Raw genomic sequence first — 19,668 nt, forward strand, 5'->3', positions numbered from 1 at the left:
GTGTGCAATCACGGTAGGGAAGCCGAACAGCTTGGCCGCGATCGGGTTGGTGTGGATCGGATTATGGTCGCCCCCGACTGCCGCATAGCGGCGAATCTGTCCGGGAGTGATTCGCAGCACCGCGCTGGGCGGGGGCAGCTTCGGCTGCTTCTGCGGCGGTGGCTTGGGTTCGTCAGACAGGCTGGTGCGCTGCTGATGCAGGAAGGTCGTGACCTGGTGCCACGCCTTGTCGTTGCCGACGCTGATGTCGGTCACCAGGTCGACCAGAAGGCCCTTGCGGTGTTCGCGCAGATTCTCCGCGTGGACCTTGATGGCGACGGTATCGGTCACCGTAATCGGCCGGTATTGGGTGATGTGGTTTTCGGTGTGAATGGCTCCTATTGCGGCAAAAGGAAAGTCGAATGCGGTCACCAGCGACATCAACGTCGGAAAGGCCAACGCGAAGGGGTAGGTCAGCGGCACGGTATCGCCGTAGCGCAATCCGGTGACCGCAGCGTAGGCGGCCACATGGGTGCGATCGATCCGCAGGTCGTCGACGCTGATCGTCCGGTCGGGCAGCCGGTCGTCGCGGGGGACCAGCGGCAATGCCCCGGCCGCCGCTCGCAACATGTTCTTGAGTCCACTTGGTTGCGTCATTGTGGCTCATCCACTTGTTCGGCTCCTCCTCGGCTCGTTCCGACGGTCATCGTCGCTGGACTCAAGCGCCCAACATTGCCTGGCCGCACACGCGAATGACGTTGCCCGTCACCGCATTCGACGCCGGATTGGCGAAATAAGCGATGGTTTCGGCGACGTCCACCGGCTGGCCACCCTGTAGCAGCGAATTCAGCCGGCGGCCCACCTCGCGGGTGGCCAACGGAATGGCTGCGGTCATCTGCGTTTCGATGAACCCCGGCGCGACGGCGTTGATCGTGATGCCCTTCTCGGCGAGCCCGGGTGCCAACGCCTGGGTGATGCCAATCATGCCGGCCTTGGTGGTGGCGTAATTGGTCTGCCCTCGGTTGCCCGCGATACCGGCCATCGACGACAACCCGATCACCCGGCCGCCCTCGCCGATAGAGCCGTTACCGACCAGCCCTTCGGTGAGACGAAGTGGCGCAAGCAGGTTCACGGCCAGCACCGCGTCCCAGCGGGCATCGTCCATGTTGGCCAGCAGTTTGTCGCGGGTGATACCTGCGTTGTTGACCAGAATCTCGGCGTGACCGTTGTGATAGTCGCGCAAATGCTGCGTGATCTGGTCGACGGCATCGGCGGCAGTGACATCGAGGGTCAGCGCGGTCCCCCCGACCCGGCTCGCGGTCTCGGCAAGCGCCTCGGCGGCGGCTTCCACGTCGAGGGCGACCACGCGCGCGCCATCGCGGGCGAACACTTCGGCGATCGTCGCCCCGATGCCGCGGGCTGCACCGGTCACTACCGCGACCTTGCCGTCCAGTGGACGGTCCCAATCGGCCGGTGGTGTGGAGTCGGCGGCTCCGACGTAAAACACCTGGCCGTCAACGTATGCCGATTTGGCCGAGAGGATGAAGCGCATTGTCGACTCCAAACCGGTCACCGCCGGTTTGGCTTCCGGCGAGACGTAGACCAGCTGGACGGTCGCCCCGTGCCGGAGCTCCTTACCCAGTGAGCGGGTGAAACCCTCCAGCGCACGCTGCGCGATCCGCTCGTTGGTACTGCCGGCGGCCTCCGGGGCGGTGCCGACGACGACGACGCGGCCGCAGGCGCCCAGGTTGCGCAACAGCGGGGTGAAGAACTGATGCAGCCCCTTCAAACCGGTCGGTTCGGTGATCCCGGTGGCGTCGAAGACCAGCCCGCCGAACGAGTCGGCCCACCGGCCGCCGAGGTTAGCGGCCACCACCTCGTAGTCTCGGTCTAACGCCGTCCGGAGCGGCTCCACCACCCGGCCTTCACCGCCGATCAGCAGGGAGCCCTCCAGCGGCGGATCACCCACCCGGTAGCGACGCAGCGCTGGAGGCTGCGGAATACCGAGCTGCTTGGCCAGAAACGACCCAGGACCGGAGTTGACGACCTGCGAGAATAGATCGGATGAGAGCTTAGGTGCCACGAAGCTGCCTTCCGTGTGAGGACGTGCCTTGGATCGAACACCGTACCAGCGACGAACTTACTCCAGAGTAAGAACAGTGGGTAGTATGGCCCTCATCGGCGGACCTATTCCAAATCGACAACACGGAGACAAACGTGGCCCCAGCAAGTGATTCGACAAGTTCTCAGGCGAGTACCCAGCCTGCCGACAAAAGTATGCAGTCCCGGCGACGTGTCGCCGTGTTGGGTGGCAATCGCATCCCGTTCGCACGGTCCGACGGCGCGTACGCCGACGCGTCCAACCAGGACATGTTCACCGCCGCGCTGAGCGGACTGGTGGAGCGTTTCAACCTCGCCGGTGAACAACTCGGCGCGGTCATCGGCGGCGCGGTGCTCAAGCACAGCCGCGACTTCAACCTGATGCGCGAATGTGTACTGGGATCAGCGCTTTCGCCGCATACCCCGGCCTTCGACATGCAGCAGGCGTGCGGCACCGGACTGCAGGCCGCAATCGTAGCGGCCGACGGCATCGCCGCCGGCCGCTACGAGGTGGCCGCCGCGGGCGGTGTCGACACCACTTCCGATCCCCCGATCGGCTTGGGGGACAACCTGCGTCGCACACTGCTCAAGCTGCGCCGCTCCAAGTCCAACCTCGAGCGGCTCAGGCTGGTGGGAACGTTGCCCGCGACTCTCGGCGTCGAAATCCCGGTGAACGCCGAACCCCGCACCGGGTTGTCGATGGGCGAGCATCAAGCCATCACCACCAAGCAGATGGGGATTAAGCGGGTCGACCAAGACGAACTCGCCGCCGCAAGCCACCGAAACATGGCCGCCGCGTACGACAGTGGCTTTTTCGACGATCTGGTGAGTCCGTTTTTGGGGCTTTACCGCGACGACAACCTTCGCCCGGACGCGTCGTTGGAGAAGCTGGCCAAACTCAAGCCGGTGTTCGGAGTGAAAGCCGGTGACGCGACGATGACGGCGGGCAACTCCACACCGCTCACCGACGGCGCCTCAGTCGCGCTGTTGGCCAGTGAGGACTGGGCGAATCAGCACTCCCTGACGCCGCTGGCCTACTTCATCGATGCCGAAACCGCGGCCGCGGACTACGTCAGCGGTAACGACGGGCTGCTGATGGCGCCCACCTATGCCATTCCCCGGCTGCTGGCGCGCAACGGATTGAGCTTGCAGGACTTCGACTTCTACGAGATCCACGAGGCGTTCGCATCGGTGGTGCTGGCGCACTTGCAAGCCTTGGAGTCCGAGGAGTATTGCAAGCAGCGGCTGGGCTTAGACGCCGCGCCGGGGCCCATTGATCGCTCCAAGCTCAACGTCAACGGCTCGTCTATTGCCGCCGGGCACCCATTCGCGGCCACCGGTGGGCGCATCCTCGCGCAGACAGCGAAACTGCTGGCCCAGAAGAAGGCTGAGCAGAAGGGAAGCGCCGGCAAGCCGCTGCGCGCGCTGATTTCGATCTGCGCGGCTGGCGGGCAGGGCGTAGCCGCCATCCTGGAAGCTTGAACCGCCGAACGCTGAATTCCGTTGGGAAGTGTAGTAACGCTTGCGTTTGGGTAAACGAATAGGTGGATAGCTCCGTGTTGTCGTCCGACCCCCCGACCCGATGGCAACGCGGGGCATCCCTGACTCGGCCCTGATGACCGTTGAGCCCCGGACACAGGGTCGTTCGGGAACGGCCGCCGCTGGACTGAGGGGATCCAGCGGCGGCCTTCTGACATGTCGCCGTTCACCCTCCGCAGCACCGCCGATTCGGCGTCATAGCGGCCTCAGCAAACACAAAATCCCCCGTTTCGTGGTGAAACGGGGGATCTATGCGTGTGTCGGGTGGTTTAGAAGGCGGCTTCCTCGAGCTCCATCAGGTCGTTGTCGATCGCCTCGATCACCTGACGGGTGCTGGTCAACAGCGGCAGGAAGTTCTTCGCGAAGAACGACGCCACCGCAATCTTGCCCTCGTAGAAGGCCCGATCAGCGTCGCTGGCCCCCGCGTCGAGGGCCTCGACTGCCACGGCAGCCTGGCGCTGCAACAACCAGCCGATCAGCAGGTCGCCAACAGCCATCAGGAAACGCACCGAACCCAGGCCCACCTTGTAGACGCTGGAGATGTCCTCTTGCGCGGCCATCAGGTAGCCGGTCAGGGTCGCGGCCATCGCCTGCACATCGGCCAGCGCGGTGGCCAGCAACGCACGCTCGGCCTTCAGCCGGCCATTGCCATTCTCGTTCTTGACGAACTCCTCCACCTGGCTCGCCACGTGCGCCAACGCCACGCCCTTGTCGCGGACAATCTTGCGGAAGAAGAAGTCCTGCGCCTGAATTGCCGTGGTGCCCTCGTAGAGCGAGTCGATCTTCGAGTCACGGATGTACTGCTCGATGGGGTAGTCCTGCAGGAAGCCCGACCCGCCGAGGGTCTGCAGGCTCTCGGTGAGCTTGGCGTAGGCCTGCTCGGAGCCCACGCCCTTCACCACCGGCAGCAGCAGGTCGTTGACCTTGACGGCCAGCTCGGCGTCCGCGCCGTGGACCGCATCGGCCACCGCCTCGTCCTGGAACGTCGCTGCGTAGGTGTACAGCGCACGCAGGCCCTCGGCGTAGGCCTTCTGCGTCATCAGCGACCGGCGTACGTCGGGGTGGTGGGTGATCGTCACCCGCGGCGCGGTCTTGTCGGTCATCTGGGTCATGTCCGCGCCCTGCACGCGGGACTTCGCGTACTCCAAGGCGTTCAGGTAACCGGTGGACAGCGTCGCGATTGCCTTGGTGCCCACCATCATGCGGGCCTGCTCGATGACCTCGAACATCTGCGCAATCCCGTCGTGCACGTCGCCGACCAACCAGCCCTTGGCCGGCACACCGTGCTGGCCGAAGCTCAGCTCACAGGTGGCCGAAACCTTCAGGCCCATCTTGTGCTCGACGTTGGTGACGAACACACCGTTGCGCTCACCGGGCTCACCGGTTTCGGGGTCGAACAGGAACTTGGGCACGAAAAACAGCGACAGCCCCTTGGTACCTGGGCGCGCGCCCTCCGGGCGGGCAAGCACCAAGTGGAAGATGTTCTCGAACAGGTCGCCGGAATCAGCCGACGTGATGAACCGCTTGACGCCGTCGATGTGCCAGGAGCCGTCCTCCTGCTGGATGGCCTTGGTACGCGCTGCGCCCACATCCGAGCCGGCGTCCGGCTCGGTCAGCACCATGGTGGCGCCCCAGCCGCGCTCAGCGGCCAGCACCGCCCACTTCTTCTGCTCCTCGGTACCCAGGTGGTACAGGATGTTGGCGAACCCGGCGCCGCCGCCGTACATCCATACGGCCGGGTTGGCGCCGAGGATGTGCTCGTGCAGCGCCCACACCAGCGCCTTGGGCATCGGGGTGCCGCCGAGAGCTTCGTCGATGCCAACCTTGTCCCAACCGGCCTCGAGAACCGAGTGCACCGACTTCTTGAACGCCTCAGGCAACGTCACCGAGTGGGTTTCCGGATCGAACACCGGCGGGTTTCGGTCACCTTCTGCGAACGACTCTGCAATGGGACCCTCCGCCAGCCGGCTCATTTCCGCCAGCATCTCGCGGGCCGTGTCGACGTCCAGGTCGCTATAGAGGCCGTCACCGAATACCTTGTCGACACCGAAGACCTCGAACAGGTTGAATTCCTGGTCGCGAACATTGCTCTTGTAGTGGCTCACGTGCTTCCTCCTCGATGAGAACGCCACCGTGTGGTTGGGTACTAGGGCTAAGTTACCCACCAGTAACAGGGCTAACTTAACGCGTCAGTAACTTCAACGCAAGCGAGTGTGAGCTAAATTCCACTACCTAACTAACCAACCGGTTGGGATCCTCCTGATTGCGACCCTGGCGGTCTAGCTGACCTGCAACGATGATGTACCAGTGGCTACTGTGTTGAGCACCACAGCCCTGCCCGTGGTCGATCTCCGCGACGACCCCGACGCGCTGCGCACGCGGCTGCGCGAGGCCGCTCACGAGATGGGTTTCTGCTATCTGATCGGGCACGGCGTGGCGGAGCCGCTGGTCGGCGAGGTGCTCGACGTGGCGCGTCGGTTTTTTGCCCTGCCGCAGGCCGAAAAAGACGCGATCGCGATGGTCCGTAGCCCGCACTTCCGTGGATACACGCGCCTGGGTGGGGAGTTGACCCACGGTGCGGTCGACTGGCGGGAGCAGATCGACATCGGACCCGAGCGCGCGCCGGTCGGCGGCCCCGGCCAGCCCGAGTACCTGTGGCTGCAGGGCCCCAACCAATGGCCGCCGCGGCTGCCGCAGTTGCGCGCCGTGATGGCGGAGTGGAATGCCGCGATGTCGGCGGTGGCTCGCGCCCTGTTAAGGCACTGGGCCGTCGCGTTGGGCAGCGCCTCAGACGTTTTCGATGCTGCCTTTGCCGACGCAGCTGCGACGCTGATCAAAATCGTGCGCTATCCCGCGCATGCCGCCACCTCCCAAGGCGTGGGAGCCCACCGTGACGCCGGCGTGCTCACGTTGCTGTTGGCCGAGCCCGGCAGCCGGGGCCTCCAGGTGCGGCGCCCGCGGTGGAGGGACGACGAGGACGGCTGGATCGACGTTCCCGCCGTCGATGGGGCCTTCATCGTGAATATCGGCGAGCTGCTAGAGGTGGCCACCGGCGGCTACCTGCGGGCCACCGAGCATCGGGTGCTTCTGCGTGAGCCGTCGCGCGAGCGAATCTCGGTGCCTTACTTTTTCAATCCCGGGCTGGACGCGCAGATCCCTGTGCTGAAGCTCCCACCAGAATTGGCGGCGCAGGCGCGCTTGCACGCGGACCCGGCAGATCCCATTTTCTCGGTATATGGTCGCAACGCATGGAAGAGCAGGCTGCGGGCACATCCGGACGTCGCAGCAGCGCACGGTTATTCGCCGCGATTGAACAACTGATTTCGGCCAGTGACCAGCGTGGTGATGCGGGTCAGCAACGTCCAGTCCGATGCCGCGCGGCGCCGATCTGGTTTCCGCCGCCTGGGCGCCGGACATGCGGACGGTTACGGGCGTTGGCTGAGCTCTTCGCGGTAGCCCTGGATGCGTTGCTCGATCTCAGCGGCGTCGTCGTGTCGGCCCTCTTTGTGCGCGAGATCGGCGCGAACCGACAGCTCCCGGATCGCGGTGCGAAGGTCGTTGATGCTGGCTGGTTCACGGATAGCCATAGAAGCTGCCTTTCCGGTCGTTCCGTTGGGCTGCCGTATGGAATACCCGGATCAATCGTGCGCTAAAAGCTGTCGGCCTCGGGCGACGCCTAACGCCGGAAGAGCTTGTTGCCCAGCCACACCACTGGATCGTATCTGCGGTCGATCACACGCTCCTTCATCGGAATCAGCGCATTGTCGGTGATCTTGATGCTCTCTGGGCAGACCTCGGTGCAGCACTTGGTGATGTTGCAGTACCCGAGGCCATGCTCTTCCTGCGCCTGGCTGCGCCGGTCCAGGGTGTCCAGCGGATGCATTTCCAGTTCTGCGATCCGCATCAGGTAGCGCGGGCCGGCGAATGCCTTCTTGTTCTCCTCGTGGTCGCGGATCACGTGGCAGACGTTTTGGCACAGGAAGCATTCGATGCACTTACGGAATTCCTGCGAGCGTTGCACGTCGACTTGCGCCATCCGGTATTCGCCGGGCTGCAATTCCTTGGGCGGTGTGAAAGACGGGATTTCCCGGGCTTTTTCGTAGTTGAACGACACGTCGGTGACCAGGTCGCGGATTACCGGGAACGTCCGCAGCGGTGTGACGGTGACGACCTCGTCTTCGGCGAACGTCGACATCCGCGTCATACACATCAGCCGCGGTCGGCCGTTGATCTCCGCCGAACACGATCCGCACTTGCCCGCTTTACAGTTCCAGCGAACGGCGAGGTCGGGTGTCTGGGTTTGTTGCAGACGGTGGATGACGTCGAGCACCACCTCACCCTCGTTGACCTCGACGGTGAAGTCCTGCAGCGCGCCGCTGGTGTCGTCCCCGCGCCAGACCCGCATGCTCGCGTTATACGTCATTAGCTTCTCCGTCCTGGATGCTCGGCCAGCTCTTCGTCGGTGTAGTACTTCTCCAGTTCGGAGAGCTCGAAGAGCTCCAGCAAGTCGGGCCGCATCGGGAGCTGCTCTTCGCGGCTGATGTCGATGCCGGGCAGGCTACCCTCGCCGTCTTGCGCGCGGCACACCAGCAGTACTTTGCGCCATCTGGAGTCCATGGCGGGATGGTCGTCGCGGGTGTGCCCGCCGCGGCTTTCCGTGCGTTCCAGCGCGGCTTTGGCCACGCATTCGCTGACCAACAGCATGTTGCGCAGGTCGATGGCCAGATGCCAGCCCGGGTTGTACTGGCGATGCCCCTCGACTTGCAGGTTGGCGAACCGGGCTCGCAGCTCCTCCAATCGGCTTAGCGCTTGGGCGATCTCGTCGGCCTTGCGGATGATGCCGACCAACTCGTTCATCGTGTCCTGCAGGTCGATCTGCAGTTTGTATGGGTTCTGCGCAGGCGAGCCGTTTTTGGGTCCTTCGAACGGTGATAGCGCCAGCTTGGCGGCGGCCTCCACGGCGTCCTCGGCGATCGCCGGTCGACTTTTCAGCGCCCGGACATAGTCGGCGGCGCCGAGCCCCGCACGCCGGCCGAACACCAGAAGGTCCGACAGCGAATTGCCGCCTAACCGGTTGGAGCCGTGCATACCGCCGGAGCATTCCCCGGCGGCGAACAGCCCGGGGACCGTGGCCGCCCCGGTGTCCGGGTCGACCTCGACGCCGCCCATCACGTAGTGACAGGTCGGCCCGACTTCCATCGGTTCCTTGGTGATGTCGACCCCGGCCAGCTCCATGAATTGGTGATACATCGACGGCAGCCGCCGCTTGATCTCCGCGGGCGTCAGCCGAGAGGCGATGTCGAGGTAGACCCCGCCGTGGGGCGTGCCGCGGCCGGCCTTGACTTCGGAGTTGATCGCGCGCGCGACCTCGTCACGGGGCAGCAGGTCAGGGGTGCGACGTGCCGAGTCGTTGTCCTTGAGCCACTGGTCGGCCTCCTGCTCCGTCTCGGCGTACTGGCCCTTGAACACCGGCGGAATGTAGTCGAACATGAACCGCTTGCCATCGGCGTTCTTCAGCACGCCGCCGTCACCGCGCACACCTTCGGTGACCAGAATCCCCTTGACGCTGGGCGGCCACACCATGCCGGTCGGGTGGAATTGGACGAACTCCATGTTGATCAGCGACGCGCCGGCCCGCAGCGCCAACGCGTGCCCGTCGCCGGTGTACTCCCAGGAGTTCGACGTCACCTTGAACGACTTGCCGATCCCGCCGGTGGCCAGCACCACCGCCGGGGCTTCGAACAACAGGAACCGGCCGGTCTCGCGCCAGTATCCGAAAGCCCCGGCGATTCGGTCACCGTCTTTGAGCAGCTCGGTAATCGTGCACTCGGCGAATACTTTGATCCGCGCATCGTAGTCACCGAGTTCGGCGTAGTCCTCCTGCTGCAGCGACACGATCTTCTGCTGCAGCGTGCGGATCAGCTCCAGTCCGGTACGGTCACCGACGTGGGCTAGCCGGGCATAGGTGTGTCCGCCGAAGTTGCGTTGGCTGATCCGGCCGTCTTTGGTGCGGTCGAACAGCGCCCCGTAGGTCTCCAGCTCCCAGATTCGGTCCGGTGCTTCCTTGGCGTGCAACTCGGCCATCCGCCAGTTGTTCAGGAACTTGCCCCCCCGCATGGTGTCGCCGAAGTGCGTTTTCCAATTGTCTTTCGGGTTGGCGTTACCCATCGCTGCGGCGGCACCGCCCTCGGCCATCACCGTGTGCGCCTTACCGAACAACGACTTACACACCACCGCGACCGTCAGACCGCGTTCCCGCGCCTCGATCACCGCGCGCAACCCCGCGCCGCCGGCACCGATCACGACAACGTCGTAGGAGTGCCGTTCGACCTCAACCATGAAACCTCGCTAAACTAATCGGCGATAATGCTTGTCAGCCAATGAATCTCAGGTCCGATATGGCTCCGCTGGACACCAGCATGATGTAGAAGTCGGTCAGCGCGAGCGTGCCAAGCGTGATCCACGCGAATTGCATGTGCCGCGCGTTCAACTTGCTGACCTGGGTCCACAGCCAGTAGCGGACCGGATGCCCGGAAAAGTGCTTGAGCCGCCCGCCGGTCGCGTGCCGGCACGAATGACAGCCCAACGTGTAGGCCCACAACAGCAGAACGTTCACCAGCAAAATGACGTTGCCCAAACCGAATCCGAAACCGGACGGGGAGTGGAAAGCCACGATTGCGTCATAGGTGTTGAGGGCAGCGAGCAAAAACGCGGCATAGAAGAAGTACCGGTGGCTGTTCTGGATGATCAGCGGGAGCCGGGTCTCACCGGTGTAGTGCGCGCGCGGTTCGGGAATCGCACAGCTCGTGGGCGACTGCCACACCGCGCGGTAATAGGCCTTGCGGTAGTAATAACAGGTGATCCGGAAGGCAAGCAAAAACGGTAATATAAAGGCCCCCAACGGAAGCCACCATGGGAAGTGTCCGAACCAGACCCCAAGATGGCTGGACCCTGGCACGCAGGACGCGCTGATGCACGGCGAATAGAAGGGCGTCAGATAGTGGTACTGCTCGACCCAGTAGCTGTTGCCCCAAAACGCGCGTACGGTCGCGTAGACGATGAATGCCGCCAGACCAAGGTCGGTCACCAGCGGTGGCAACCACCACCGGTCGGTGCGTAATGTGCGCTGATCTAGCTGTGCCCGGGCAGGTGAGAAGACGCCGGTCGCAGGACGGTTCGCCGTAGGTGCGCTCATCTGGTGTGATCCTCTTCTGGTTGCCTCGTCGGAGCGTACTGAAGAAGAGCGCACCCGCTATCGCGGGGGTCCGTCAGGCCCGGCTGTGGCCGCCGACGCCCTCGTCGTCGACGTCGCGCCAGAACTCGGCGTTGTAGTCGGTATCGGGGATCGCGATTTTCTCTCCCGAGTCGGCCACGCTGGCCCGCGCCAAATCCAGCTCACCGGCGTCGATATCGAGTAACTCGATGTCAGCGAGAATCCGGTCCGCGTCGATGACGATGCGCCGCATCGCCGGTGTGTCACCGTAACGGCACTTCAACGACGTCACGCACCGCCGTAGACCACCGATGAGGTCGTGAAGTTCGGCCAGTTCAGTAGTGCTGGACAACGAATCTCCCTCGGCTGGCGTGTCACGGATCACAGTACGACCCCAATACTATCTAGCGCACACGGTGGCTGCGACGTACGCGTAGACCCCGCCTCCCCGGCGCGTCTCCGTCTATGTGATTGATCTCGGCCGACGTCCCCTGGCCCGCCAAACGTCGACATGAGCCGATAACGCTCAACCCCTACCTGCGCATTCACCTGTGTAGAACGGTGTCACCGGCTGCGCACAGCGATGTGAGGACTCCGTCATGGCTGTGTGACACGAAGCGAAACATTGCGGCAATATCGCGTTCCTAGCCTCGGGGCCATGGCGGCAGCGGCACACCGGACGGCGACCCGTGACGTCGTCGTTATCGGCCATGGCATGGTGGGCCATCGCCTCGTCGAGGCGCTGCGGGCGCGCGACACCGACAGGCACTGGCGAATCACCGTGCTGGCAGAGGAGGCCGACGCTGCCTACGACCGGGTCGGGCTGACCGGCTACACCGAGCACTGGGAGCGCGGCCTGCTCGCGCTGCCGGGCAACGACTACGCCGGCGACGACAACGTGCGGTTGCTGCTGCGCAGCCGCGTCGTCGAAATTGACCGTGCCGCCAAGTCCGTGCTGACCGCCGACGGCCAACGGTATGGCTACGACGCACTGGTGTTGGCCACCGGCTCCTACCCTTTCGTCCCGCCGGTGCCCGGACATGACCTGCCGCCCTGCCACGTCTACCGCACCCTCGACGACCTCGACGCCATCCGAGCCGACGCCCAGCGCACGCTGCATGCGGGGCACACGACCGCCGGCGTGGTCATCGGCGGAGGCTTGCTGGGATTGGAGGCGGCCAACGCGTTGCGCCAGTTCGGCCTGCACACCCACATCGTCGAGATGATGCCGAGACTGATGGCCCAGCAGGTCGACGAGGCCGGCGGCGCGCTGCTGTCCCGGATGATCACCGAGCTCGGGATTGCGGTGCACCTCGAGGTGAAGACCGAGTGCATCGAATCCGTTAGTCACCCGGACGGTTCGGAGTCGGTACGGGTCCGACTCTCCGACGGAGAGACCATCGACGCCGGCGTAGTGATCTTCGCCGCCGGTGTTCGCCCGCGCGACGACCTGGCCGCGGCGGCTGGCCTCGCTATCGCTGACCGCGGCGGTGTGCTCACCGATTTATGCTGCCGGACAAGCGATCCCGATATCTATGCGGTCGGCGAGGTCGCGGCGATCGAAGGCCGTTGCTACAGCTTGGTCGGTCCTGGATACACCAGCGCCGAGGTGGTGGTGGATCATCTACTGGGCGGCGCGGCGGAGTTTCCCGAAGCCGACATGTCCACCAAGCTCAAACTGCTCGGTGTGGACGTGGCCAGCTTCGGCGACGCGATGGGCACTACGCCGAACTGTTTAGAGGTCGTGGTCAACGACGCGGTGAACCAAACCTACGCCAAGCTGGTGCTCTCCGACGACGCCAAGACGCTGCTCGGCGGCATCCTGGTAGGCGACGCCTCCAACTACGGCGTACTGCGCCCCATGGTCGGCTCCGAGCTGCCTGGCGATCCGCTGACGCTCATCGCTCCTGCCCAAAGTGGCCGCAGCACAGGAGTTTTGGGGGTTGGATCGCTGCCGGAGTCCGCGCAGATCTGCTCCTGTAACAACGTCACCAAGGGTGATCTGACAGCCGCCATCGCCAACGGTTGCGCTGACGTGCCAGCGCTGAAGTCGTGTACTTCGGCTGGCACCTCATGCGGTTCGTGCGTGCCGATGCTCAAGCAGCTGTTGGAAGCCGAAGGAGTACAGCAGTCAAAAGCGCTGTGCGAACACTTCGGCCAATCACGCCGAGAGCTGTTCGAGATCATCATGGCCACCGGGATCCGCACATTTTCCGGCCTGCTGGAGCGCTTCGGCACCGGAAAGGGTTGCGACATCTGCAAACCCGCCGTCGCCTCGATCCTGGCCTCCACCGGCTCGGAGCACATCCTCGACGGCGAGCAGGCGTCCCTGCAGGACTCCAACGACCACTTCCTTGCCAACATCCAAAAGAACGGCAGCTACTCGGTGGTGCCCCGGGTGCCCGGCGGCGACATCAAGCCAGAGCATCTGATTTTGATCGGCCAGATCGCCCAGGAATTCGGGCTGTACACCAAGATCACCGGCGGACAGCGGATCGACATGTTCGGTGCGCGGGTCGACCAGCTCCCGGCGATCTGGAAGCGGCTAGTCGACGCTGGGATGGAATCGGGCCACGCCTACGGCAAGGCCCTGCGCACCGTGAAGAGCTGTGTGGGCACCGACTGGTGCCGCTACGGGCAACAGGATTCTGTGCAGCTGGCTATCGACTTGGAGCTGCGTTATCGCGGGCTGCGCGCACCGCACAAAATCAAGATGGGTGTTTCCGGGTGTGCCCGCGAGTGTGCCGAAGCGCGAAGCAAGGACGTCGGCGTCATCGCCACCGAAAAGGGCTGGAACCTCTACGTCGGCGGCAACGGCGGATTTACCCCCAAGCACGCGCAGCTGCTGGCCGGCGACCTCGACGAAGCGACGCTGATCCGTTACATCGACCGCTTTCTGATATTCTACATCCGCACCGCCGACCGGCTGCAGCGCACCGCGCCGTGGATGGAATCGCTCGAGGGCGGACTAGATCATGTGCGCGACGTGGTGTGTAATGACTCCCTCGGACTGGCCGAGGAATTCGAGGCCGCGATCGCACGCCACGTCGCGAACTACAAGTGCGAATGGAAAGGGGTGCTGGAGGACCCGGACAAGCTCTCTCGGTTCGTTTCCTTCGTTAACGCGCCCGACACCCCTGACCCCACTGTGACGTTCACCGAATACAACGGACGCAAGAGACCGGCGCCGCCCAACGACGTACAGGCTGATCCGGTGCTGATTGGTATGCCGCGAGTGCGGGCATGAACGCCGAAGTAAGGAGATGTCATGACGCTGCTTGACGACACCAACGAACTGCTGTCCGTCTACGTCGAAACCTGGACAGCGGCTTGCTCATACGACTATCTGGTCCCCAACCGCGGTGTAGGCGTGCTGCTCGCCGACGGCTCTCAGGCAGCGCTGTTCCGCCTGGATGATGGATCCTTGCACGCCATCGGGAACATCGACCCGTTCACCGGAGCCGCGGTGATGTCGCGTGGCCTAGTCGGGGACCGAGCCGGACGGCCCATGGTCCAATCACCCATCGGCAAGCAGGCATTCGCCCTTGACGACGGATGCTGCTTCGACGATCCGGCGGTGGCAGTGCCGGTGTATCACACCCGGCTGGTCAACGGAATGGTGGAGATCGGCCGCTAGGCCCGTTACACCGCCAGCGGTCTGCGGGCCCGCTGAAAGTGGTTGGCAATCAGCCGCGCCAGCCGCGGGTGGTTACCCAGTGGATCGGTAACGATGTCCGCGCCGCAGTTTCGCAACTGCTGCTGAAACAAGCCGTCTGCCAAGAGATACGAGGCCACCACGACCGGCCGTGATGACCGGTGCCGAGCCTTGGCGACCGCATCGGCCACGCTGGGATCACCGATGGCCGCAAGCGCCAACTCCACCCGCGATCCCGTCAGCGCCGAGAGCAGCGTCGCTGTGGTGTGCAGGTCGGTATGGGCTGCAGGATCCGATGTGCCGGCCGCGGCCAGGATTACCGAATCACCCGGATGCCAGCCGGCTTTGCGCAGTTGCTCGCCGAGTAGCCGCACAGTGTGCGGGCTTGGCCCCAGCGTCGGGGTGACAATGACGTGCGGGTGTCCGCTGGTCGCCACGTGGGCGGGCAGATCGGTGCGGACGTGGTATCCGCGGGACAGGAAGGCCGGCACCACGATCACCGGCGCGTCGGCCGGCGCCATGCTGCAGAGCACCTCGGTGGGCGTGGGCCCTAGTACGTCGACGAACGCGACGTGCACCCTGCGGTCCAGTAAACGGCTGACCTGGTCGGCGAGGTCGCCGATCATGGCGATGCCACTCGGTCGGCGAGTCCCGTGCGCGACCAGCAGGAGCTTCATGCCACCCCTGTCTGCTCGTCGATCGCCAACCGATAGCCGCGCTTGACCACCGTCACGACGATGCCCTTGTCTCCCAACGCAACTCGCAGCCGCAGCACCGCCGTGTCGACCGCGTGGGTGTCCGTGCCGTTGCCCGGGAGTGCGCGAAGCAGATCGCTGCGGGAAACGACGGCACCAGGGCGTTGCGCCAGCACGCGCAGTATCGCCATTCCGGCCCGCGACAGCGACCGGACCACACCGTCGACCACGACGCAGGTGCCGCGGATCTCGATCACGTGACCAGCCGCCCGCACCGTGCGGGAACGCAGCAACGGCAGCTCATCTGCGATATGGCGAGCCAACGCGCCCAACCGCATCCGCTCGGGCGACGATGTCGGAATACCCAAACGCGCCAACGGCTGCGCGGTAACCGGTCCCACACACATCGCCCGCACATCGGTGCGCAGCGCATCCATTATCTGGTCGTGAAGCCCTAATTCGTCGGCCCGCATCAACGTGGCAGCGGCAGCGGGTGCCGAGGTGAAGCTGACCGCGTCGACCTGTCGTTGGGCGATCTGGGTGACCAGCTGGTCGAATTCGCCACCCCGCGGCGCGGGTCGCCACCGGTAGACCCGGATGGGCACGACTTCGGCACCGGCGCGGCACAATTCGTCGGCGAATTCCGGGAATGGGTCCCAGTCATCGGTGGCGCCGTGCAGTTGAAGCGCGATACACCGACCCGCGACACCGGATTCGAGCAGATAACGCAGTACCTCGCGGGACGATTCGGATTCCGGCGACCACGCCTCACGCAAGCCGGCCGCGCGCAGCGCACCGGTCGCCTTGGGCCCGCGGGCAACGATCTTAGCGGTGGATAGCGCCTCGATCAGCTGGTTTGCCAGCCCCCAGCCGTCGGCGGCGGCGATCCAGCCGCGAAACCCGATTCCGGTCGTCGCGATGAGGATATCTGGTGGTTTCGCGATCAAAGCCCAGGTGTGGCGGTGCAATTCGTCATCTTCGGGCAGAGGCACCATGGTGATCGCGGCGGCGCTGCAGACCGTGGCGCCGTGGCGGGTCAGTAACGCGCACAGTTCCTCCGCACGTCGCGCTGACGTCACCGCGACCCGGTAGCCGGTGAGCGGCGCCGCGGCTGGCTGACCCATATGAAGTATGTATTCCCCGTAGATTTCGACGGCGTTACCGCGCAATTGCCGAAGCGTTGCCCGGCCTGCGGCGTGAGTCACACCCGCGCCGGCGTCAACTTCGCTTCTGAACCCGCCATGCGCGGAGTCGAGACCGGCCGGCGCACATACATCAGCCAGGTCAGCAGTGAAGCTAGGACGTAGAACGCCAAGAACATCCAAAACGCCGACGTTTCTTCTCCGGTGTTCACGTAGGACTGCCGCAGTGCCAGGTTGATCGCGACGCCGCCGAGGGCGCCGACCGCCCCGGCGAACCCGATCAGCGCTCCAGACATGGCTCGCGACCAATGGCGACGTTCGGCCTCGCTGACGTTCAACTCGCGGCTGCGTGCCTCGAAGATCGACGGAATCATCTTGAACACCGACCCATTGCCGATGCCGGACAGTACGAAGAGGGCGACAAAGCCGGCAACGTAGCCGACCATCGCTATCCCGCTCGTAGCGTGGCGAGGGGCCTCGGCGTACGCACTGACCGCGACCAAAAGCCCTGCCGCCAGGATCATGCCGATAAACACGGCCAGCGTGACGCGGCTACCGCCGATGCGGTCGGCGAGCCGACCGCCGTAGATCCGCGACAAGGATCCCAGCAGCGGGCCGACAAAGGCGATCTGGGCGACATGTAGCGACGCCTGAGCAGCAGTCTGCCCGCTGTCCATGAAATCGATGTAGAGCACCCGGCCGAACGCGAACGAGAACCCGATGAACGACCCGAAGGTGCCGATGTAGAGCAGCGAAATCACCCAGGTGTGGCGGACGAACAGGATCGCCTTCAAGTTGCCGGCCTCGATGGCGTGGTCCAGGTTGTCCATAAACAGCGCCGCCCCGAAACCGGCAATTGCCAACAGCACCAAATAGAATGCGCACACCCAGTACGGCTGCCGGTTGCCGGCCAGCGCCAGGACCAGCAGCCCGACCAGCTGGACCACCGCCACGCCCAGGTTGCCACCGCCAGCGTTGACGGCCAGCGCCCAGCCCTTGAGTCGCTGCGGATAGAACGCATTGACGTTGGCCAGCGACGCGGAATAATTGCCGCCACCCAACCCGGTCAGCGCCGCACACGCCACGTACAGCCACAGCGGCAAGCCGGGGTTGGCCAGCAGGACGATGGTGCCGATTGTCGGGATCAGCAGCACCAGCGCCGAAAGCGTAGTCCAGTTTCGGCCACCGAACTTCGCAATGCCCAACGTGTACGGGATACGCACACAGCCGCCGACGAATGTGGCGACGGCGGCCAGCACGAACTTGTCGGCCGCGGAGAATCCGTAAACGTCTTGTGGCATGAACAGCACCATCACCGACCACAATGACCAGACCGAGAAGGCAACGTGGTCGCAGATCACCGTGCAGATCAGATTGCGACGGGCGATCGCGTTATTACCCGCTTGCCAGGCCGCCGTGTCTTCCGGATTCCAATCCGAAATGCGATGCGAACGGCCCATTAATTCTCCTCCTTAACGATGTCGCGGTCGCGGTACGAACGCGTTGTTACCGCGGCGCTGCCGACGGGGACCGAGGCGCGAATCTACGGTCAGCGCCTGGACGGTGACAGTGTGAAAGCTGGGAATCGGCAGTGATCCTGCCGACTCCCAGTGGCGCATACCCCATCGAACGCTAGGTTCGGCTGCTGGCACACCGCAATTCAGCGATGGGCACTATGTGGATGCGGGGGCCAACTCGTCTCGCACCAGGTGCGGCAGGCCGGTCAGCACGGGCCGGCGCACGTACCGGAACCACGTGAGCGTTGCCGCACCGATGTAGCAGAATACGAACACCCAGAACGCTACCGTAGCCGAGCCGCTGGACAGATACGACTGTCGCAGCGCCAGATTGATTCCGACGCCGCCGAGTGCGCCGATGGCGCCCGCTAACCCGATCAACGCTCCCGACATCGCCCGCGACCAATGCTGGCGTTCGTGCTCGCTGAGGGCCACGGAGCGACTGCGCGCCTCGAAGATCGACGGAATCATCTTGTACACCGAGCCATTTCCGATGCCGGACAACACAAATAGCGCGACGAAGCCGACGACATAGCCAACCATCGTGGTGGCCGTCGCCGGGCCGGCCCGATGATCATCGATCGTGCTGACGGCGATAAGAAGGCTGGCCGCCAAGATCATTCCGGAGAAGGTGACTAACGTGATACGGCCGCCGCCAATGCGGTCGGCGAGCCGGCCGCCGTACACCCGTGCGATGGATCCCAGCAGCGGGCCGATGAACGCGATCTGCGCAGAGTGCAGTGCGGCCTGGGCAGCGGTTTGGCCGCCGGCGATGAAGTTGATTTGCAGGATCTGACCGAACGCGAACGAGAAGCCGATGAAAGAACCGAAGGTGCCGATGTAGAGCATCGCGATGACCCAGGTGTCGCGCTCGGACAGGATGTCGCGCATGGCCGTCACGTCGATCTTGTGCTGCTGAAGGTTGTCCATGAATACGGCCGCACCGATACCGGCGACGGCTAGCAACACCAGGTAAACCGCACATACCCAGTAGGGCGAGCGGTTGCCGGCTACGGCTATCACCAGCAGGCCGACCAGCTGGATCATCGGCACCCCGATGTTGCCGCCGCCAGCGTTGATACCAAGTGCCCAGCCCTTGAGCCGCTGCGGGTAGAAGGCGTTGATGTTGGTCATCGACGATGCGAAATTGCCGCCGCCGAACCCGGCAAGCGCCGCGCACACCAGATACATCCACAGCGGCAGACCCGGGTGGGCCAGCAGCCACAGCGTCCCAAGCGTCGGTATCAGCAGTGCGAACGCCGAAAATGTCGTCCAGTTGCGGCCGCCGAACGTCGCGGTAGCCAAGGTGTAGGGGATGCGCAGGCATGCTCCCACCAGGGTGGCTGTGGCGCCCAAAAGAAACTTGTCAGCGGCGGAGAAACCGTAGACCGCCTGTGGCATGAATAACACCATCACCGACCAGATCGACCAGATCGAGAAGCCCAGATGCTCGGCTACCACCGACCAGATCAGGTTGCGACGAGCGATTTTCTTGTTGCCGGCCTCCCAGGCCACTCTGTCCTCGGGATCCCAGTCGGTTATCAGATGTGAACGTGGCATGTGGCCACGCTAAAAATGCTGTGTTGCCCCAATGCTCTCTGCCGTGACCCTGGCGTGAATTTCAAATCACAAGAGGGAAGGCGACACATGTGACGTGCCGCGCAGTGCCCAGGCACATGAGCTTCGCAACCAGGGGCCGTCAGGACCATGGCCAAGCGGCGTCCTGTGTGCGCGCGCCAACATCGACCGAAAGCTCCCGGCTGCGCCATTCTTCGGTTCACACTTTTATCACGGAGAGGGCGGGACACGCACGCGCAATCTGGTCGAA

At 64.4% G+C, this 19,668-nt stretch carries 16 protein-coding genes; 4 read left to right on the plus strand and 12 right to left on the minus strand.

Annotation, left to right across the window (positions count from 1 at the left end; genetic code table 11):
* Both ACFE99_RS03785 and ACFE99_RS03790 read right to left on the minus strand, forming a co-directional pair.
* Positions 1 to 636 (minus strand): MaoC/PaaZ C-terminal domain-containing protein (locus tag ACFE99_RS03785; protein WP_375482558.1); only part of this gene is annotated, 636 nt, incomplete at its 3' end.
* A gap of 61 nt (positions 637 to 697) precedes the next feature.
* Positions 698 to 2,062, minus strand: coding sequence for a 3-oxoacyl-ACP reductase (locus ACFE99_RS03790; protein ID WP_375482561.1), 1,365 nt, complete (start codon positions 2,060 to 2,062; stop codon positions 698 to 700).
* A 194-nt stretch (positions 2,063 to 2,256) separates the two neighbouring features.
* Between ACFE99_RS03790 and ACFE99_RS03795 the strand changes: the two genes are divergently transcribed.
* Complete coding sequence (locus ACFE99_RS03795) at positions 2,257 to 3,561, plus strand: acetyl-CoA C-acetyltransferase (RefSeq protein WP_375482563.1); 1,305 nt, start codon at positions 2,257 to 2,259, stop codon at positions 3,559 to 3,561.
* A gap of 326 nt (positions 3,562 to 3,887) precedes the next feature.
* On the opposite strand, the gene ACFE99_RS03800 is transcribed toward ACFE99_RS03795, so the two are convergent.
* Complete coding sequence (locus ACFE99_RS03800) at positions 3,888 to 5,723, minus strand: acyl-CoA dehydrogenase (RefSeq protein WP_375482565.1); 1,836 nt, start codon at positions 5,721 to 5,723, stop codon at positions 3,888 to 3,890.
* Between the two features lie 211 nt (positions 5,724 to 5,934).
* Here ACFE99_RS03800 and ACFE99_RS03805 point away from each other — a divergent pair, with 211 nt between their 5' ends.
* Positions 5,935 to 6,939 (plus strand): isopenicillin N synthase family dioxygenase, encoded by a 1,005-nt coding sequence (locus ACFE99_RS03805; protein WP_375482617.1) that lies wholly within the window; start codon positions 5,935 to 5,937, stop codon positions 6,937 to 6,939.
* A gap of 104 nt (positions 6,940 to 7,043) precedes the next feature.
* On the opposite strand, the gene ACFE99_RS03810 is transcribed toward ACFE99_RS03805, so the two are convergent.
* The 5 genes from ACFE99_RS03810 to ACFE99_RS03830 form a co-directional block, all read right to left on the minus strand.
* The gene (locus ACFE99_RS03810) at positions 7,044 to 7,205 is read right to left on the minus strand and encodes a hypothetical protein (protein ID WP_375482567.1); all 162 of its coding nucleotides are present in this window, start codon (positions 7,203 to 7,205) and stop codon (positions 7,044 to 7,046) included.
* Positions 7,206 to 7,294: 89 nt separating this feature from the next.
* On the minus strand, positions 7,295 to 8,041 hold the full coding sequence (locus ACFE99_RS03815; protein WP_375482569.1) for a succinate dehydrogenase/fumarate reductase iron-sulfur subunit: 747 nt from the start codon (positions 8,039 to 8,041) through the stop codon (positions 7,295 to 7,297).
* On the minus strand, positions 8,041 to 9,957 hold the full coding sequence (locus ACFE99_RS03820) for a fumarate reductase/succinate dehydrogenase flavoprotein subunit (RefSeq protein ID WP_375482571.1): 1,917 nt from the start codon (positions 9,955 to 9,957) through the stop codon (positions 8,041 to 8,043). The genes ACFE99_RS03815 and ACFE99_RS03820 overlap by 1 nt, the downstream gene beginning before the upstream one ends.
* A 34-nt stretch (positions 9,958 to 9,991) precedes the next feature.
* Entirely contained in the window at positions 9,992 to 10,813 is an 822-nt protein-coding gene (locus ACFE99_RS03825; RefSeq protein ID WP_375482573.1) for a hypothetical protein, read from the minus strand.
* Positions 10,814 to 10,886: 73 nt separating this feature from the next.
* Complete coding sequence (locus tag ACFE99_RS03830) at positions 10,887 to 11,183, minus strand: hypothetical protein (RefSeq protein WP_375482575.1); 297 nt, start codon at positions 11,181 to 11,183, stop codon at positions 10,887 to 10,889.
* A 306-nt stretch (positions 11,184 to 11,489) separates the two neighbouring features.
* On the opposite strand from ACFE99_RS03830, the gene nirB reads away from it, so the two are divergent.
* Positions 11,490 to 14,078 (plus strand): nitrite reductase large subunit NirB, encoded by a 2,589-nt coding sequence (gene nirB / locus ACFE99_RS03835; protein WP_375482577.1) that lies wholly within the window; start codon positions 11,490 to 11,492, stop codon positions 14,076 to 14,078.
* 21 nt (positions 14,079 to 14,099) lie between these two features.
* Complete coding sequence (gene nirD, locus ACFE99_RS03840) at positions 14,100 to 14,468, plus strand: nitrite reductase small subunit NirD (protein WP_375482579.1); 369 nt, start codon at positions 14,100 to 14,102, stop codon at positions 14,466 to 14,468.
* A gap of 5 nt (positions 14,469 to 14,473) precedes the next feature.
* Here the strand turns inward: nirD and ACFE99_RS03845 are convergent, their stop codons facing one another.
* From ACFE99_RS03845 to ACFE99_RS03860, 4 genes are all read right to left on the minus strand, one after another.
* Positions 14,474 to 15,163 (minus strand): sirohydrochlorin chelatase, encoded by a 690-nt coding sequence (locus ACFE99_RS03845; protein ID WP_375482581.1) that lies wholly within the window; start codon positions 15,161 to 15,163, stop codon positions 14,474 to 14,476.
* Positions 15,160 to 16,305: a uroporphyrinogen-III synthase gene (locus ACFE99_RS03850; RefSeq protein ID WP_375482583.1), complete on the minus strand. Its 1,146-nt coding sequence runs from the start codon at positions 16,303 to 16,305 to the stop codon at positions 15,160 to 15,162. Before ACFE99_RS03850 ends, ACFE99_RS03845 begins: the two co-directional genes overlap by 4 nt.
* Positions 16,306 to 16,382: 77 nt before the next feature.
* Positions 16,383 to 17,783 carry a nitrate/nitrite transporter gene (locus ACFE99_RS03855; RefSeq protein WP_375482585.1) on the minus strand — a complete coding sequence of 467 codons (1,401 nt, stop codon included), beginning with the start codon at positions 17,781 to 17,783 and terminating at the stop codon, positions 16,383 to 16,385.
* Positions 17,784 to 17,996: 213 nt separating this feature from the next.
* Positions 17,997 to 19,400 carry a nitrate/nitrite transporter gene (locus ACFE99_RS03860; protein WP_375482587.1) on the minus strand — a complete coding sequence of 468 codons (1,404 nt, stop codon included), beginning with the start codon at positions 19,398 to 19,400 and terminating at the stop codon, positions 17,997 to 17,999.
* Positions 19,401 to 19,668 lie beyond the last annotated feature (268 nt).

Source organism: uncultured Mycobacterium sp., from assembly GCF_964249325.1.
Taxonomy (GTDB): domain Bacteria; phylum Actinomycetota; class Actinomycetes; order Mycobacteriales; family Mycobacteriaceae; genus Mycobacterium.